This window comes from Halorubrum lacusprofundi ATCC 49239, assembly GCF_000022205.1.
In the GTDB taxonomy this organism is placed as follows: Archaea; Halobacteriota; Halobacteria; order Halobacteriales; family Haloferacaceae; genus Halorubrum; species Halorubrum lacusprofundi.
Map to the genome: position 1 here is coordinate 2,034,574 of NC_012029.1, position 14,178 is coordinate 2,048,751.

The window sequence follows — 14,178 nt, forward strand, 5'->3', positions numbered from 1 at the left end:
GGAGCGTCGAATTCGGACCGGGAGCGCTCACCACGAACCTCGGGGTCGCGTTCCTCCTCGGGATCACCGCGTACCTCGCGTGGGAGCGAGTCCGAGCGCGCAGCGAGGGAGTCGATCGCTTATAAACACCGATCGCGCCGTCACGGACGAGGAGACACACCGCTCCCGAACCGCGCTGCCGAGAGAGATAATTATATGCAATTAGTTTTTTCAGACCGGAGCGAGTGATCCGAATCAATGAGCGAGTACACGACGGTTTCGCTGCGCAAGGAGTTCGTCGCGGACGTCGAGGAGTACATCGAGGATGAGCCGTTTGGATCGGTCAAGGAGTTCGTGAAACACTTGGTCGTCCAAGAGATGGAGTCGGACGACGAGATCAGCGAGGGGGAGGCTCGTCGGATCGGTCAGAAACTCCGAGATCTGGGGTATATGGAGTGAGCGGGATGGCCGGGGAACGTGCCGTCGGTCTGCCCGATCGGCTCTCGCGGGCGGACCTGATCCTCGCGTGCATGCCGCTTTTGTTCGCAGCCGGCTACATCCTCGGAGCGGCGGCGTTCGACGCGTGGCCGGCCGCCACCGCGATCGCAGCGATCGCGGGCTGTCTGCCGATGATCGACGGGCTGTTCCGAAATCCGCCGTGACCGAATGAGCGGGATACGACGCGGGAGAGACGCCGGCGCGACCGTCACCGATCGATATCTACCAACCCGTCGCCCTCCGACCCGACGCCCTCCAGCCCGACAGCCTCCGCGAGCAGCGCGTGCGACGCCAGCGAATCCTCGTGATCGGGGACCGTGTGCTGAATCATCACCTCGTCGGCGCCGATCCGGTCAGCGAGCTGTTCGAGCAGTCCCTCGATCGTCTCCGGGCTCCCGGAGATCGCTCGCGGCCATTCGTCGGGATCGAGCGTCGCGGGCGTCGGCTCGGGAACGCCGCCGAGTTCCGCGATCGACTCCTCGACGGAGGGAATTGTCCCCACCACGCCGCGCTGCATCCGCTTGAAGGTCGCTTCCGCTGGCGCGCGGCGCCGCGCCGCGGCCGCGTCCGTCTCACCGGCGACCGCGTTGACCGCGACCATCCCGTACGGCTCATCGGGACCGTCTCCGAGTTCGGCGGGCTCGAACTGCTCGCGGTAGGCCGCGAAGGCGCGCTCGGCGAACCCGGGTCGGATGAACGCAGCGAAACAGAACCGGGCGCCGAGCTTGCCGGCGATCGCCGCGCTCGCCGGGCTGGAGCCGAGCACCCACGGGACCGGCGGGGCCGCACCGGAGCGCGGGACCGTCAGGTCGGCGTACGGGTGATCATCGGGGAAGGCGTCGTACAGATGGTTCACGACCGCACGGATACGTTCCTCGTGGTCCTCGTCCGGGTTCTCGACGCGTCGGTCCGTGCCGAGCGCCCGGTCTGACGCGGGCGAGCCGTTGGCCCGACCGAGGCCGGCGTCGATCCGTCCCGGCGCGAGCCCGTCGAGCGTGCCGAACGCCTCCGCGACCTTGTACGGGCTGTAGTGGTTGAGCAGGACGGCACCGGTGCCGAGCCGGATCGAGTCTGTCGCGCCCGCGAGACGACCGAGCAGGACCTCGGGAGTCGTCCCGGCCAGGTGATCGCCCATGCCGTGATGCTCGGCGACCCAGAACCGCGAGTAGCCGAGCCGCTCGGCCTGCTCCGCGGCTGTCACCGTGTTCGCGTACGCGTCGGCGGCGGTCCCGCCCGCCGGGACCGGCGAGAGATCGACGATCGAGAGATCCATACTCGCCGTCGGCGATCCCGGGCGTTAACGGTTGGGCTCCCGGCGGTCGCGTCGGGGGACCAAAGAAGCCAGAAAGTGTCAGAAAGAGGCCGGAGGGAACCCGCAAGAAACGCCGACGCGAGAGCTAGGGAAACGAGAACCGAAAGCGCCGAAAGAGAGAGCGCGCGGTCGTCAGTTGTCGCCGGACTTCGACTGCCAGGCGTAGCCGCGGCGGGAGGCCGAGTCGCCGAAGCCGCACGAGGAGCAGCGCTCCTTCTTGACGTGGTAGGATTTCTCGCCGCAGCGGCGGCACTTCACGTGAACCGTCTTGTTCTTTTTCCCTTGAGAGGGCGTTCCGGAGCCGGTCATGCTTTGATGGTGACGACGTTATCGCCGCGTATAATCGTTGTGTCTTCGATTGCGACGGCGAACTCGCCGTCGAGATCGTCGTCGACGCGATCGTCTACGTCGGTCTCGGGCTCGATGACGATGTTCATGTGCTGGTCGTAGCCGGCGAGGATGCCGTAGTAGGTCGTCCCGTCCTTCAGGTGAACCGTCACCGGCTCCTCGAGCGACGCTTCGAGCACGTCGAGGGGTCGTCCACTCATTGTCCATATCGCCGCCCGTCGCACTAATAAAAATATCGGGACGCTGAGGGAGATCGACGGTGAGCCACGGTCGGATCACGGCGCGGTTCATCGCGCCGAGTGCGCGTGGCAACAATAATTGCGTTGACAGCGCGTGACGATTCCACCGCGAGATGCATCCGCACGAGCCGTACCGGACGATCGCGGGAGACGCACTCGAACCCGGGTGTTTTTAAGACGCGCTGCTGTACTTCCGATCACCACACTCCCGCGGGACACGGTGAGCCGACGACGGCTCGGCCGTAGCGGGGCCTCAACGACGCGCGGACAAACGTAGCGCTGACGGCTCCTTGCGGGGTTTCAGTGATGGACGCCCACCACGGCGTTCGACACCACAAATCATGGAAATCGAAATTGCGACACTCGGCGGTTACGAAGAGGTCGGTCGGCAGATGACGGCGGTCCGAGCGGGCGAGGACATCGTCATCTTCGACATGGGCCTGAACCTCAGTAAGGTCCTCATCCACGACAACGTGGAGACCGAGAGCATGCACAGCCTCGACCTGATCGACATGGGCGCGATCCCGGACGACCGCGTCATGAGCGAGCTGGAGGGCGACGTCCAGGCGATCGTCCCCACCCACGGTCACCTCGACCACATCGCGGGCATCCCGAAGCTCGCGCACCGGTACGACGCACCCATCGTCGGCTCCCCGTACACGATCGAGCTGGTCAAACAGCAGATCGCCGACGAGGGGAAGTTCCAGGTCGACAACGACCTCGTGAAGATGAAGGCGGGCGGCACGATGGCCATCGGCGACTCCGAGCAGGTCGAGATGGAGTTCGTCAACGTCACTCACTCGATCATCGACGCGATCAACCCGGTCCTCCACACGCCCGAAGGCGCCGTCGTTTACGGGCTCGACAAGCGACTGGACCACACGCCCGTCATCGGCGACCCGATCGACATGGACCGGTTCCGCGAGATCGGTCGGCAGGATGAGGGCGTCCTCTGTTACATCGAGGACTGTACGAACGCCGGCAGAAAAGGCCGGACGCCCTCCGAGTCGTACGCGAAAAAACACGTCGAGGACACGCTCACCTCGATGGAGGACTACTCGGGCGGGATCGTCGCCACGACGTTCTCCTCCCACATCGCCCGCGTGAAGACCCTCGTCGAGTACGCCCGCGAGATCGGCCGCCAGCCGGTCCTACTCGGGCGCTCGATGGAGAAGTACTCCGGGACGGCCGAACGACTCGACTTCGTCGACTTCCAGGGCGATGTCGGCATGTACGGCCACCGGAAGTCGGTCGACCGCGCGTTCAAGCGCATCATGAAGGAGGGGAAGGGGAACTTCCTCCCCATCGTGACGGGCCACCAGGGCGAGCCGCGCGCAATGCTCACCCGTATGGGTCGCGGCGAGACCCCGTACGAAATCGAGAACGGCGACAAGGTCGTCTTCAGCGCGAGCATCATTCCGGAGCCGACCAACGAGGGGCAGCGCTACCAGAGCGAACAGCTTCTCCGGATGCAGGGCGCGCGCCTCTACGACGACATCCACGTCTCCGGGCATCTCCGCGAGGAGGGTCACTACGAGATGCTGGACGCGCTCCAGCCCCAGCACCTCATTCCGGCCCACCAGACGCTGAAGGGCCGTTCGCCGTACGTCGACCTCGCGACCTCGCAGGGGTACAAGCTCGGACGTGACGTGCACGTCACGCAGAACGGGAGCGTTATCCAACTCGCCGAATGACGAGCGAGACGAAGGAGGCGCGGGTGCTGGAGGCCATCCGCGAGCGGCGTGAGCTCGTCAACGCCGCTATCGACGAGGAGTTGCCGGTACAGCACCCGGAGCGGCTCTACGAGGCGACGCGGTACATCCTCGAAGCCGGCGGAAAGCGGCTCCGTCCGACGGTGACGACGCTGGCCGCGGAGGCGGTGACCGGCACCGACCCGCTGAGCGCGGACTTCCGCGAGTTCGCGGCCCTCGACGGCAACACCGTCGACGTGATGCGCGCCGCAGTCGCGATCGAGGTGATCCAGTCGTTCACGCTGATCCACGACGACATCATGGACGAGGACGACCTCCGACGGGGCGTCCCGGCCGTCCACGAGCAGTACGACATCTCGACCGCCATTCTCGCCGGCGACACGCTCTACTCGAAGGCGTTCGAGTTCATGACGGAGACCGGCTCGGACCCCGCCAACGGACTGGAGGCGATGCGGATGCTCGCGACCACCTGCACGGAGATCTGCGAGGGACAGTCGCTCGACGTCTCCTTCGAGTCGCGCGACGACATCCTTCCGGAGGAGTACCTAGAGATGGTCGAGCTGAAGACCGCCGTCCTCTACGGGGCGTCAGCCGCGACGCCCGCCGTCCTGCTCGGCGCGGACGACGAGGTCGTCGACGCCCTCTACCAGTACGGGATCGACTCGGGGCGCGCGTTCCAGATCCAAGACGACGTACTCGATCTGACGGTCGCCTCCGAAGAGCTGGGCAAACAGCGCGGCTCCGACCTCGTCGAGGGGAAGGAGACGCTGATCACCCTCCACGCCCGCCAACAGGGCGTCGACGTCGACGGGCTGGTCGACGCCGACACTCCCGCGGAGGTGACGGAAGAGGCCATCGAGGACGCGGTGGCTGCCTTAGAGGAGGTTGGCTCGATCGCGTACGCCCGCGAGACAGCCGAGGACCTGACGAGACGGTCGAAAGAACACCTCGAGATTCTCCCCGAGAGCGGGTCCCGCGAGCTGTTGGCGGATCTGGCAGACTACCTGATCGTCCGCGGCTACTGAGCGGAAACGAACACCGCTATACTTTCGGAACCACTCTCTCTGTTCGTGTCCAGGCACCGAAATATCGTTCTGTTCTTCACGCTCGCGCTGCTTTGGGGCGCCTCCTTCGTCGCCATCGAGGTCGGGCTCGACTACTACCCGCCCGTGCTGTACGCCGCCTATCGGTTCGATCTGGCGGCGCTGATTCTCGTGTCGTACGTCCTTGTGACGGAGGCCGATTCGCTCCCGCGGACCCGCGGTGATCTGGCCGCGATCGGGTTCAGCGGCGGACTCTCTGTCGCCGCTAACAACTCCCTGCTGTTCGTCGGTCAGCAGTACACGACGAGCGGGATCGCCTCGATCACCTACAGCCTCGTTCCCATCGCGACCGCGGCAGTCGCGGCCGCCTGGATCGGCGGCTCCGATCTCGACGCGCGCGGTGGGCTCGGCGTAGTGTTGGCTTTCATCGGCGTCGGGCTCGTCGCCCAGCCGGACCCCGCGAACCTCGCCGGTGGCGTCACGATCGGCGTCGGACTCATCTCGATCGGGGTAATCGCGGTCGCGGTCGGCAGCGTCGGGCTCCGCACCGTGGAGACGACCTTCTCCAACGTTGCGCTCACCGGGTGGGCGATGCTGTTCGGCGCGCTGCTGATCCACGGATTCAGCCTCGGGCTCGGCGAGCCCCAGCGGCTCCCGTCGACCGCGCTCCCGGCGCTCGGCGCGCTGCTGTTCCTCGGCGTGCTGGCCTCGGCGGTCGCGTACGTCATCTACTTCACGCTACTCGACCGTCTGGGCCCCTTCGAGATCAACCTCGTCTCGTACGTCGTCCCCGTAGTAGCGACGGTGACGGGCGCAGTCCTGCTCGCCGAACCCGTGACGGCGCTGACGATCGCCGGCTTCGCCGTCATCGTCGTGGGGTTCGGTCTCCTCAAGCGGCACGCGATCGCCGACGAGGTACCGCGGCTTCTCTCCCGGATCGGCGGGCTGTTCTAGAAACGTAGTCGAGGCGAGCGGCGTATCAGCCGTCCAGTACGTCGATGTCGTCGAGGATCTCGACCGCGTGGTTCTCGGGGGAAACGCCCTCGTAGGCGAGCGCGATCGTCCCGTCTGCGTCGATCACGTACGTGTTCCGGAACACACCGTCGAAAGTGTTACCGAACATCTGTTTTTCGCCGTACGAGTCGTAGGCGCTCGCGACCTCGCCGTCGGGGTCGGAAAGCAGCGTGAACGGCAGGTCGTACTCCTCGGCGAACGGTTCGAGGTCGCCGACGGAGTCGTCGCTGATCCCGACGACCGCGACGTCGGCGCCCTCAAAGGCGTCCCACTCGTCGCGGAAGCTACAGGCCTCGGTCGTACATCCCGGCGTGTCGGCGCGGGGGTAGAAGTAGACGACCGTGTAGCGCGCCGCGGCGGGGTCGACAGTGACGGCGTCGCCGTGCTGGTCGGACAGTGCGATCGCGGGTGCGGGATCGCCCGGTTCGAGCATACGTTCCGTGGTTTCGCCGCGGTATTAGGACATTCGGTCCGGTTCCTTTTTACCCGGCACAGTCATGCACCCGGTATCGATGGTGTGGCAACCGACGCCGTACACGGTTCCGCTGCTCGTGGCAGCGCTCGCGTCGTTCTCTTTCGCCGTGTACGCTGTCCGGAACCGGTCGCGGGGAGAGATACCGCTCGTACGGAGCTTCGTTGGTGTCACGGTCAGTAGCGGGGTCTGGTCGCTGGCGTACGCGGCGCAGCTGTCGGCGACGACGCTCGAAGCGACCCTGCTGTGGAACCGCCTCGTCTGGGTCGGAGTCGCAGCGCTCACCGTCGCCTGGCCCGTGTTCGTGTTCGTCTACGTCGACTGGACGGCGTGGATTCGACCGCGCCGCATCGCCCTGCTGTGTCTCGTCCCCGCGACCGCCGTCGGCGGCATCTTCGTCGTCGGCGCCGACCCGATTTTTTACACGTCTCCGTCGCTGTCCGATACGAACGGGTTCCTCGTGATGGAGTACCTGCCGACGCCCGCGCTCTTGGGGTTCATGACGTACGCTTACGCCGTGAACCTGTTTACCTTCGCCGTGCTCGGCTACGCCGCGCTCGCCCGCGACGGCGTGTTCCGTCGGCAGGCCGCGCTGCTGCTCGCCGCCGGTGTCGCACCGATGACCGTCGGCGTCATCGGGATCTGGGGGCTGATCGGCCCCCGGTTCGTCGACCTCACGCCGGTCACGTTCGCGGCCACCTCCGGTCTGCTCGGCTGGGTCGTATTCCGCTACCGGCTCCTCGACCTCTCGCCCATCGCTCGCGACGCGGTGTTCGCAAACCTTTCCGATGGTATCGTAGTCGTCGACGACGCCGGTCGCGTCGTCGACCTGAACCGGCCGGCTCGTCGACTGTTCCCGTCCGCGGCGATCGGCTGCGGCGTCGACGAGGCGTTCGAGCGCGCCCCGGCGGTCACGGATCTCGTGTCGCGCGACGGGACTGTCGACGGGGCCGGGTCGCGTGGCACCCCCGGAGCGGACCCGGACGACGATCTCCGGGTGACCGTCGACGGTGGGTCAGATCCCCGCTTTCTGACGGTCGCCGCCCACTCGATCGCCGGGGGCGGGTCCGGGGCCGGGGTCGAATCCGAGTTCGAGAGCCCGCCCGAATTCGGGTCCACCTCCGCGGCGGGCGGAACCGTCCTCCTGTTTCGCGATGTCACCGAGCGCGAGACGCTCCAGCGCCGTTACCGGGCGCTCATCGAGAAGTCACCGAACATCATCGCCGTCTGCGGAACCGACGGCCTGCTCCGGTACGTGAGCCCGTCGATAGAGCGTCTGCTTGGCCACTCGCCTGCGGAGATCGAGGGGCGGCCCGTGATCGACTTGGTCCACCCCGACGACCGTCGGGAGGCGCAACGCGCGTTCGAGTGCGCGTTCGAGACCGGCGAGCCGCAGGCGATCGACCACCGGATAGCCCACGCAGACGGAAACTGGCGCCAGTTCGACACGAGGGTCGAGCGCCTGTTCGAGGACACCGAAGAGGTGGTGATAACCGCCACCGATGTGACCGAGATCCGACGGTCCGAACAGCGGCTACAGGTCCTCAATCGGGTTCTCAGACACGATCTGAAGAACGACACGAACGTTATCGGCGGATACGCGAACCTCCTCCGAAACCATGTCGACGAGGAGGGCGACGACTACCTCGACATCATCGATCGGAAGGTCGAGACGCTGACACACCTCAGCGACCAAGCCCGCGAGATCGACGTCGCGCTCCACAGGGACGGCGCGCGGGCGGAGATCGACCTGTCGGAACTGGTCACGCGACTCTGCGAGTCGCTCGAGTCGTCGTTCCCGCGGGCGACGGTGACGGTGTCGACGCCCGGCGCGGCCGTGGTGTGTGCCGACGAGCTGTTGGAGTCCGCGGTCCGGAACGTGTTGGAGAACGCGGTCGTCCACAACGACGGGGACCAACCGATCGTCGAGGTGGCCGTCGATCCGGACGGCGAGGGGTACCGCATCGCCGTCGCGGACAACGGCCCCGGGATCCCCGCGGTCGAGCGGAGCGTGTTCTCGGAGGCCCGCGAGACGGCGCTCGAACACGCGAGCGGGCTGGGGCTCTGGCTCGTCCACTGGATCGTCACCGAGTCCGGCGGCGAACTGGAGATCCACACGCGAGAGCCGACGGGAACGCTGATCACGATGTGGCTTCCGACGGCAAACGGAGAGGCGGCGAAGGCTAGGGAGGCGGTGGCCAATGGCGAGGCAGCGGCCGACGCCGAGGCGGCGTCGGCGAGCAGCGATCCGAGCCCCGACCCCGCGCCGTGACTCCGTGCCCTGACGCTGTGAGGGTCCGCGGCGCCCCTCCGCAACCTCTTTGCGGTCGGTCGCCGAACCCGGAGACATGAGCCACGGATCCCTAGACGACGACGCGGTCGAGAGCTACCGGGAGGCGGGTGCGGTGTTGGTCGAGGCGATGAACGAGGCCCGCGAGATGGTCGAGCCGGGGCGGACACACCTCGAGGTCGCGGAGTGGACGGAGGACTTCATCCGCGAGCAGGACGCGGGGCTCGCGTTCCCCGTCAACATCAGCGTCGATCCCGAGGCCTCTCACGCCACCCCGAGTCGCGACGACGACACCGAGTTCGGCGAGGAGATGGTGTGTCTCGACGTCGGCGTCCACGTCGACGGCTACATCGCCGACGCCGCGGTCACGGTGGACCACACGGGGACCCCCGAGCTGGTCGAGGCCGCCGAGATGGCGCTCGAGGCCGCGGTCGACGAGGCCGGGCCGGGTGTCGAGGTCGGCGTCGTCGGGCAGGCGATCGAGGACGTGATCCGCGGGTACGGCTACACGCCCGTCCTGAATCTCTCCGGACACGGCGTCGAGCGCTACGACGCGCACACGGGGCCGACGGTCCCGAACCGCGGCGTCGATCGGTCGGTCGAACTGGAGCCCGGACAGGCGGTTGCGATCGAGCCGTTCGCCACCGACGGCCGCGGGAAGGTCGGCGAGGGGACCGAGGAGGAGATTTTCGAGCGACAGGGGTCGGGGAGCGTCCGCGACCGCCGCGCGCGACAGGCCCTCGACGAGATCGAGGCGTTCGACGACCTCCCGTTCGCGGCGCGGTGGCTGGAAGGCGACCGCGTAGAGATGGCACTGCGCCGGCTGAAGCAGGCGAACGCGGTGAAGGGATACCCCGTCCTGAAGGAGGCCGACGACGCGCTCGTCAGTCAGGCGGAACACACCCTGCTCGTCACCGACGACGGCGTCGAGATCACGACCGCCGGCATCCACGACTTCGACGGCTGATGGACCGGATCTACGCGCCGTGGCGGATCGAGTGGGTCGAGCGCGACGCGGACCCCATCGAGGGCTGTCCGTTCTGCGTCCTGCCGGAGCGCGAGGACGCCCGCGACGCGCGCGTTGTCGCCCGCAGCGAGCGCAACTACGTCCTGTTGAACAACGCGCCGTACAATCCGGGGCACGCGATGGTGATCCCCCGCGAACACCGCGAGGACCCCACCGACCTCGACGACGCGACCCTGCTCGATCACGCGAAACTGAAGGCGGCGACGCTCGCAGCGATGCGCCGCGACGTGGACCCCGACGGAGTCAACACCGGGCAGAACCTCGGCGCCTCGGCGGCCGGCGGCTCGATCGACCACCTCCACACCCACGTGGTCCCGCGGTGGAACGGCGACACGAACTTCATGCCGGTGACGGGCGACACGAAGGTGATCGTGGAGGCGATCGATCGCACCTACGAACACCTCCACGCCGGGTTCGCCGCCGGCGACGACGTGGTCGATCCGGGCGACGTTGAGGCCGGTGATGCGGTCAAACTCGACTTCGACGTCTGAAGCGACGGCTCTGTTGAATCATCTGCGGGTGATAGCTTTGCACCTTCTATCGCTCAGTACAGGAGAACGATGTAACACGACAGACTGTACTCTGTCGCTCTCTGATAGAGACGGGGTGTGAGAGACAGAGCAGTAGTCCACCATCCATTCCGAAAACGGACTCATCTAACCGATTGGTCCTTGCTCAGCGATCGGTCGAAATCTTCTCAAGAGCACTACCCCATTGCTCACTGATTCCACCGATAAAGGACTCCGATAATTGACCTTGGAGACGGATCGACGTTACCTCGCTGATAGCTCACTCCCGCACGTAAACAGAAAGCGTAGTGATCGCCGATTTGTCCGCGTTAAATTCATAGACGTCGCAGAACTGGACGTCGACCGATTCCCCCTCCACGGTTCCGACTTTTCGTCCTTGGACCACGGACGCCTCCGGAACGTGGATGCGGCGGCTCACTTTGTGTTCGGACTCCTGGGGTGGCTGCTCGTCGACTTTAAATGCCAGAAAACCTTCGATTCCTTTCACGTTGCGGACGGGGTGTTCGTGTACAATATCCGGCGCGAAGGCGTCTCGTAGCAACTCTTTGTCCTCGTGATCCATACCATTCAAGTAGGAGTCGATTAGCTGGTCACGGTTGCTCTCATTCATACGATAGCAACCTCTGGAGGTGAACGGATAGCTCCTATGATCTGTCACATCAATTAGGGGTGGTCTCTTCGTCAATATTCACTGTATTTACCAAAATGATTCAGAAATAAACCGTGATTAACAGATAGTTAGCAGTCAGTACGCACCTTTCAGCGACCAGTTGTTTCAGGCAATAATGTATCTGACAAAGAGGATTTCTACAGAGCCCCTCGTTTGAAACGATTTGTCGCCGAAGCGTGCTTCTCGATCGATGTCGGGAGTGGTGAAGTCGATCGGTGGCAGCAATACCGTATGTAAACAGTCGTGAGCGACAGCGACGATCGCTTATAAACAACCGGCGCGGTGGCGTCGCCGGCGCTACGCGCCGGCTGCCAGAGAATCTTCGATTCTCGCTGGACGTGGTGAGCGCTCGAAGAGCGCGAACCGCGAGGCTGGAGAGGTGTGAGGCTGCGGTTGTGCGGCTTTGACGGTGTTCACCGCGGAGTCGTCGATCACTTATAAATAGCTCGCCGGATTCCGGCCGATTCCCCGTCTCTCCTCGGTGTGCGTCAGTACACAAGCTCGCCCGAGATGAACTTCCGGGTGCGCTCGTCGGACGGGTTCTCGAAGATCCGCTCCGTCGGGCCGACCTCCGTGATCCCGTCGTCGAGCAGGACGGCGACGCGGTCCGCGACGCGCTCCGCCTGATGCATGTCGTGGGTCGCCACGACGACGCCGATGCCCCGGGTTTGGGCCTCGTCGATCGCCTCCTCGATGACGGCCGTGTTCCGCGGGTCGAGGTCGGAGGTGGGCTCGTCCAACAGGAGCACGTCCGGGTCGTACGCCAGCGCGCGAGCGAACGACACGCGCTGGGCCTCTCCGCCCGACAGCGAGTCGGCGTGTTGAGTCGTCTTGTCGGTCAGCCCGACGACATCGAGCGACTCGCGAACCGCGTCGGGAGTCTCGGCGAGCCCCAGCGTCGCGGCGATCCGGTCGGCCCACGGGCTCCGAACCCGGAGCCCGTATTCGACGTTGCGGCCCACCGAGGCGTCGAAGAGGCTCGCCTCCTGAAAGACCATTCCGACCCGCCGCCGCAGGGCGAGTCGGTCCGACTCCTCGACGGTCCACGCGTCCGTGCCGCCGAGGTCGACGGTCCCCGCGTCGGGTTCGAGCGAGAGCGCGAGCGTCCGAAGCAGCGTCGTTTTGCCGACGCCGGAAGGACCGATGACGCCGAGGACCTCGCCGGCGTCGATCTCGATGGAGAGGTCGTCGAACACCCGCTCGCCGCCGAACGACTGCGAGACGCCGGTCGCCCGGAGCATCAGCGGTTCACCCCCCCGTCGCCGAAGTGAATGACCACGGCGTTGACGGTCAACACGAGCGCGACGAGGACCGCGCCGAGGATCATCGCCGTCTCGTACTGGCCTTGACGCGCCTCCAGTTGGATGGCAGTGGTCAGCGTCCGGGTCTTCGAAATCCCGTCCGCGCTCGTGATGTTGCCGCCGACGATGAGCACGGAGCCGACCTCGCTGACGGCCCGACCGAAGCCGGCCAAGATTGCGGTGGCGATCCCGTACCGCGCCTCCTTCAGGACGACGAGGGCCGCGTCGAGGCGCGTGCCGCCGAGCGCGCGCGCGGCGTCGCGGACGCCGTCGTCAACCCCGGAGACGGCCGCGAGGCTGATCGCCGTGATCGGCGGCGTCGCGAGTACGAACTGCGACATGATCATCGCCTCTCTGGTGAAGACGAGCTCAAGCGACCCGAGCGGTCCCTGATTCGAGACCGCGAACAGGACCAAGAGGCCGACGACCACGCTGGGAAACCCCATTCCCGTGTTGACGACGGACTTCACGACCCGCTTGCCCGGGAACTCGGAGAACCCGACTACGACGGCGACGGGAACGCTGAACAGTGTGCTCAGCGCCACGGCGGTGACGCTCACGTACAGCGAGACGTAGATGATGCTCCAGACGTAGCCGTCCCTGAACGGGAGATCGAGGAGGGGAGAGAGCAGCTGTGCGACTGGTTCGATCGGCACGCTCACTCGTCAGACGAGTCGCTACTCCAACCTTCCGGAACGTACTGCTGGAAGTCGGGATTCTCCGAGATCGCCTCGGGGAAGAACAGCTGTTCGCCGTTCATCTGGTACTCGGAGATCGCGTCTTGGGTGCTGGGGCTGGTGATCCACCCGATGTACGCCATCGCGAGGTCGTAGTTGACGTTGTCGTGGACACCGGGGTTGACCGCCATGACTCCGTAGGGATTCGCGAGGATCTCCGGGCCGTTCTCGATGGGACCCTGCACCAGAACGACGAGGTCGATCTCCGAGCGCTGCGAGATGAACGTTCCGCGGTCCGAGAGCGTGTAGGCGCCCTGCTGGGTGGCGATGTTCAGCGCTTCGCCCATCCCGCTGCCGGTCTCCTGGTACCAGTCGCCGCCGGGCTCGGTGCCGGCCGCCTCCCAGAGGTTGCGCTCCTTGGTGTGGGTGCCGGAGTTGTCCCCGCGGGAGACGAACGACGCCTCCCTATCGGCGATCGTCGTGAGCGCCTCCGTCGCCGAGCCCATCCCCTGAATCCCTGCCGGGTCGCTTTCCGGGCCGACGATGACGAAGTCGTTGAACATGAGGTCGCGGCGGTTCACGCCGTACCCGTTGCGCATGAATTCGTCTTCGAGCCCTCGGGCGTGGACCATCACCACGTCGGCGTCGCCGTCGCGAGCCGACTGTAGGGCCGCGCCCGTTCCCTGCGCGACCGCGTCGACGCTTACGCCGTACAGCTTCTCGAAGTCGGCGTGGATCGCGTCGAGCAGGCCCGTGTCGTAGGTGCTCGTCGTCGTCGTGAGCGTCAGGGTCTCCCCGGCGACGGCGGGCCGGTCGTCGTCCTCGTCGCTACTCCCCTCGCTGCCGCCGGCCCCCCCGCAGCCGGCGGTGCTCGCGACTGCGCCCGTACCGAGTGCGGCGACGAATCGCCGTCGATGTATCGTCATAGATACACCGATGGACCGATACCAAATATAGCTTCTGCACGCGAATAACCGCGATCGGTTACTGTCCCCCACGGAGCGGAATCCGGGCAGTCGCTCACCCCGGGATCGGCGTCCGATCGCGTCCGGAACGAGGAGCGTGG

At 66.0% G+C, this 14,178-nt stretch carries 16 protein-coding genes; 8 read left to right on the forward strand and 8 right to left on the reverse strand.

From position 1 onward, the window contains the following. Nucleotides 1–237: 237 nt before the first annotated feature. Both HLAC_RS10155 and HLAC_RS10160 read left to right on the forward strand, forming a co-directional pair. On the forward strand, nt 238–438 hold the full coding sequence (locus tag HLAC_RS10155) for a hypothetical protein (RefSeq protein WP_015910745.1): 201 nt from the start codon (nt 238–240) through the stop codon (nt 436–438). Nucleotides 439–443: 5 nt separating this feature from the next. Continuing rightward, nucleotides 444–641 (forward strand): DUF8015 family protein, encoded by a 198-nt coding sequence (locus HLAC_RS10160; RefSeq protein WP_015910746.1) that lies wholly within the window; start codon nt 444–446, stop codon nt 639–641. Nucleotides 642–685: 44 nt separating this feature from the next. On the opposite strand, the gene HLAC_RS10165 is transcribed toward HLAC_RS10160, so the two are convergent. From HLAC_RS10165 to HLAC_RS10175, 3 genes are all read right to left on the reverse strand, one after another. Further along, entirely contained in the window at nt 686–1,750 is a 1,065-nt protein-coding gene (locus tag HLAC_RS10165; protein WP_015910747.1) for an LLM class flavin-dependent oxidoreductase, read from the reverse strand. 171 nt (nt 1,751–1,921) lie between these two features. Further along, nucleotides 1,922–2,098, reverse strand: coding sequence for a 50S ribosomal protein L37e (locus HLAC_RS10170; RefSeq protein WP_015910748.1), 177 nt, complete (start codon nt 2,096–2,098; stop codon nt 1,922–1,924). After that, complete coding sequence (locus HLAC_RS10175) at nt 2,095–2,337, reverse strand: LSM domain-containing protein (protein WP_015910749.1); 243 nt, start codon at nt 2,335–2,337, stop codon at nt 2,095–2,097. The genes HLAC_RS10170 and HLAC_RS10175 overlap by 4 nt, the downstream gene beginning before the upstream one ends. Nucleotides 2,338–2,717: 380 nt before the next feature. Between HLAC_RS10175 and HLAC_RS10180 the strand changes: the two genes are divergently transcribed. From HLAC_RS10180 to HLAC_RS10190, 3 genes are read left to right on the forward strand one after another with little or no spacing between them, the layout of a single operon-like run. Continuing rightward, nucleotides 2,718–4,070 carry a ribonuclease J gene (locus tag HLAC_RS10180; protein WP_015910750.1) on the forward strand — a complete coding sequence of 451 codons (1,353 nt, stop codon included), beginning with the start codon at nt 2,718–2,720 and terminating at the stop codon, nt 4,068–4,070. Further along, a complete protein-coding gene (gene idsA3, locus HLAC_RS10185) occupies nt 4,067–5,113 on the forward strand; it encodes a geranylfarnesyl diphosphate synthase (RefSeq protein WP_015910751.1) in 1,047 nt (348 codons plus the stop codon). The genes HLAC_RS10180 and idsA3 overlap by 4 nt, the downstream gene beginning before the upstream one ends. A gap of 45 nt (nt 5,114–5,158) precedes the next feature. Continuing rightward, nucleotides 5,159–6,085, forward strand: a complete 927-nt coding sequence (locus HLAC_RS10190; protein WP_015910752.1) for a DMT family transporter — start codon at nt 5,159–5,161, stop codon at nt 6,083–6,085. 25 nt (nt 6,086–6,110) lie between these two features. Here the strand turns inward: HLAC_RS10190 and HLAC_RS10195 are convergent, their stop codons facing one another. After that, nucleotides 6,111–6,578, reverse strand: coding sequence for a peroxiredoxin (locus HLAC_RS10195; protein WP_015910753.1), 468 nt, complete (start codon nt 6,576–6,578; stop codon nt 6,111–6,113). A 79-nt stretch (nt 6,579–6,657) separates the two neighbouring features. Here HLAC_RS10195 and HLAC_RS10200 point away from each other — a divergent pair, with 79 nt between their 5' ends. The 3 genes from HLAC_RS10200 to HLAC_RS10210 all read left to right on the forward strand — a co-directional run bounded on the left by HLAC_RS10200 (nt 6,658) and on the right by HLAC_RS10210 (nt 10,425). Next, nucleotides 6,658–8,889 carry a histidine kinase N-terminal 7TM domain-containing protein gene (locus HLAC_RS10200; protein WP_049933519.1) on the forward strand — a complete coding sequence of 744 codons (2,232 nt, stop codon included), beginning with the start codon at nt 6,658–6,660 and terminating at the stop codon, nt 8,887–8,889. A gap of 76 nt (nt 8,890–8,965) precedes the next feature. Next, nucleotides 8,966–9,874: a type II methionyl aminopeptidase gene (map, locus tag HLAC_RS10205; protein WP_015910755.1), complete on the forward strand. Its 909-nt coding sequence runs from the start codon at nt 8,966–8,968 to the stop codon at nt 9,872–9,874. After that, nucleotides 9,874–10,425 carry an HIT family protein gene (locus HLAC_RS10210; RefSeq protein ID WP_015910756.1) on the forward strand — a complete coding sequence of 184 codons (552 nt, stop codon included), beginning with the start codon at nt 9,874–9,876 and terminating at the stop codon, nt 10,423–10,425. Before map ends, HLAC_RS10210 begins: the two co-directional genes overlap by 1 nt. Nucleotides 10,426–10,723: 298 nt before the next feature. Here the strand turns inward: HLAC_RS10210 and HLAC_RS10215 are convergent, their stop codons facing one another. The 4 genes from HLAC_RS10215 to HLAC_RS10230 all read right to left on the reverse strand — a co-directional run bounded on the left by HLAC_RS10215 (nt 10,724) and on the right by HLAC_RS10230 (nt 14,038). Next, a complete protein-coding gene (locus HLAC_RS10215; RefSeq protein WP_015910757.1) occupies nt 10,724–11,074 on the reverse strand; it encodes a nuclear transport factor 2 family protein in 351 nt (116 codons plus the stop codon). Nucleotides 11,075–11,622: 548 nt separating this feature from the next. After that, on the reverse strand, nt 11,623–12,375 hold the full coding sequence (locus HLAC_RS10220; protein ID WP_015910758.1) for an amino acid ABC transporter ATP-binding protein: 753 nt from the start codon (nt 12,373–12,375) through the stop codon (nt 11,623–11,625). Beyond that, nucleotides 12,375–13,091, reverse strand: coding sequence for an ABC transporter permease (locus tag HLAC_RS10225; protein ID WP_015910759.1), 717 nt, complete (start codon nt 13,089–13,091; stop codon nt 12,375–12,377). Before HLAC_RS10225 ends, HLAC_RS10220 begins: the two co-directional genes overlap by 1 nt. A gap of 2 nt (nt 13,092–13,093) precedes the next feature. Beyond that, entirely contained in the window at nt 13,094–14,038 is a 945-nt protein-coding gene (locus HLAC_RS10230; protein WP_015910760.1) for an ABC transporter substrate-binding protein, read from the reverse strand. Nucleotides 14,039–14,178 lie beyond the last annotated feature (140 nt).

Excerpts from the sequence above, each read along its gene's own strand:
- HLAC_RS10155 (WP_015910745.1), top strand. The coding sequence starts at position 238 with ATGAGCGAGTACACGACGGTTTCGCTGCGCAAGGAGTTCGTCGCGGAC.
- HLAC_RS10160 (WP_015910746.1), top strand. The coding sequence starts at position 444 with ATGGCCGGGGAACGTGCCGTCGGTCTGCCCGATCGGCTCTCGCGGGCG.
- HLAC_RS10165 (WP_015910747.1), bottom strand. The coding sequence starts at position 1,750 with ATGGATCTCTCGATCGTCGATCTCTCGCCGGTCCCGGCGGGCGGGACC.
- HLAC_RS10170 (WP_015910748.1), bottom strand. The coding sequence starts at position 2,098 with ATGACCGGCTCCGGAACGCCCTCTCAAGGGAAAAAGAACAAGACGGTT.
- HLAC_RS10175 (WP_015910749.1), bottom strand. The coding sequence starts at position 2,337 with ATGAGTGGACGACCCCTCGACGTGCTCGAAGCGTCGCTCGAGGAGCCG.
- HLAC_RS10180 (WP_015910750.1), top strand. The coding sequence starts at position 2,718 with ATGGAAATCGAAATTGCGACACTCGGCGGTTACGAAGAGGTCGGTCGG.
- idsA3 (WP_015910751.1), top strand. The coding sequence starts at position 4,067 with ATGACGAGCGAGACGAAGGAGGCGCGGGTGCTGGAGGCCATCCGCGAG.
- HLAC_RS10195 (WP_015910753.1), bottom strand. The coding sequence starts at position 6,578 with ATGCTCGAACCGGGCGATCCCGCACCCGCGATCGCACTGTCCGACCAG.
- HLAC_RS10200 (WP_049933519.1), top strand. The coding sequence starts at position 6,658 with ATGGTGTGGCAACCGACGCCGTACACGGTTCCGCTGCTCGTGGCAGCG.
- map (WP_015910755.1), top strand. The coding sequence starts at position 8,966 with ATGAGCCACGGATCCCTAGACGACGACGCGGTCGAGAGCTACCGGGAG.
- HLAC_RS10210 (WP_015910756.1), top strand. The coding sequence starts at position 9,874 with ATGGACCGGATCTACGCGCCGTGGCGGATCGAGTGGGTCGAGCGCGAC.
- HLAC_RS10215 (WP_015910757.1), bottom strand. The coding sequence starts at position 11,074 with ATGAATGAGAGCAACCGTGACCAGCTAATCGACTCCTACTTGAATGGT.
- HLAC_RS10220 (WP_015910758.1), bottom strand. The coding sequence starts at position 12,375 with ATGCTCCGGGCGACCGGCGTCTCGCAGTCGTTCGGCGGCGAGCGGGTG.
- HLAC_RS10230 (WP_015910760.1), bottom strand. The coding sequence starts at position 14,038 with ATGACGATACATCGACGGCGATTCGTCGCCGCACTCGGTACGGGCGCA.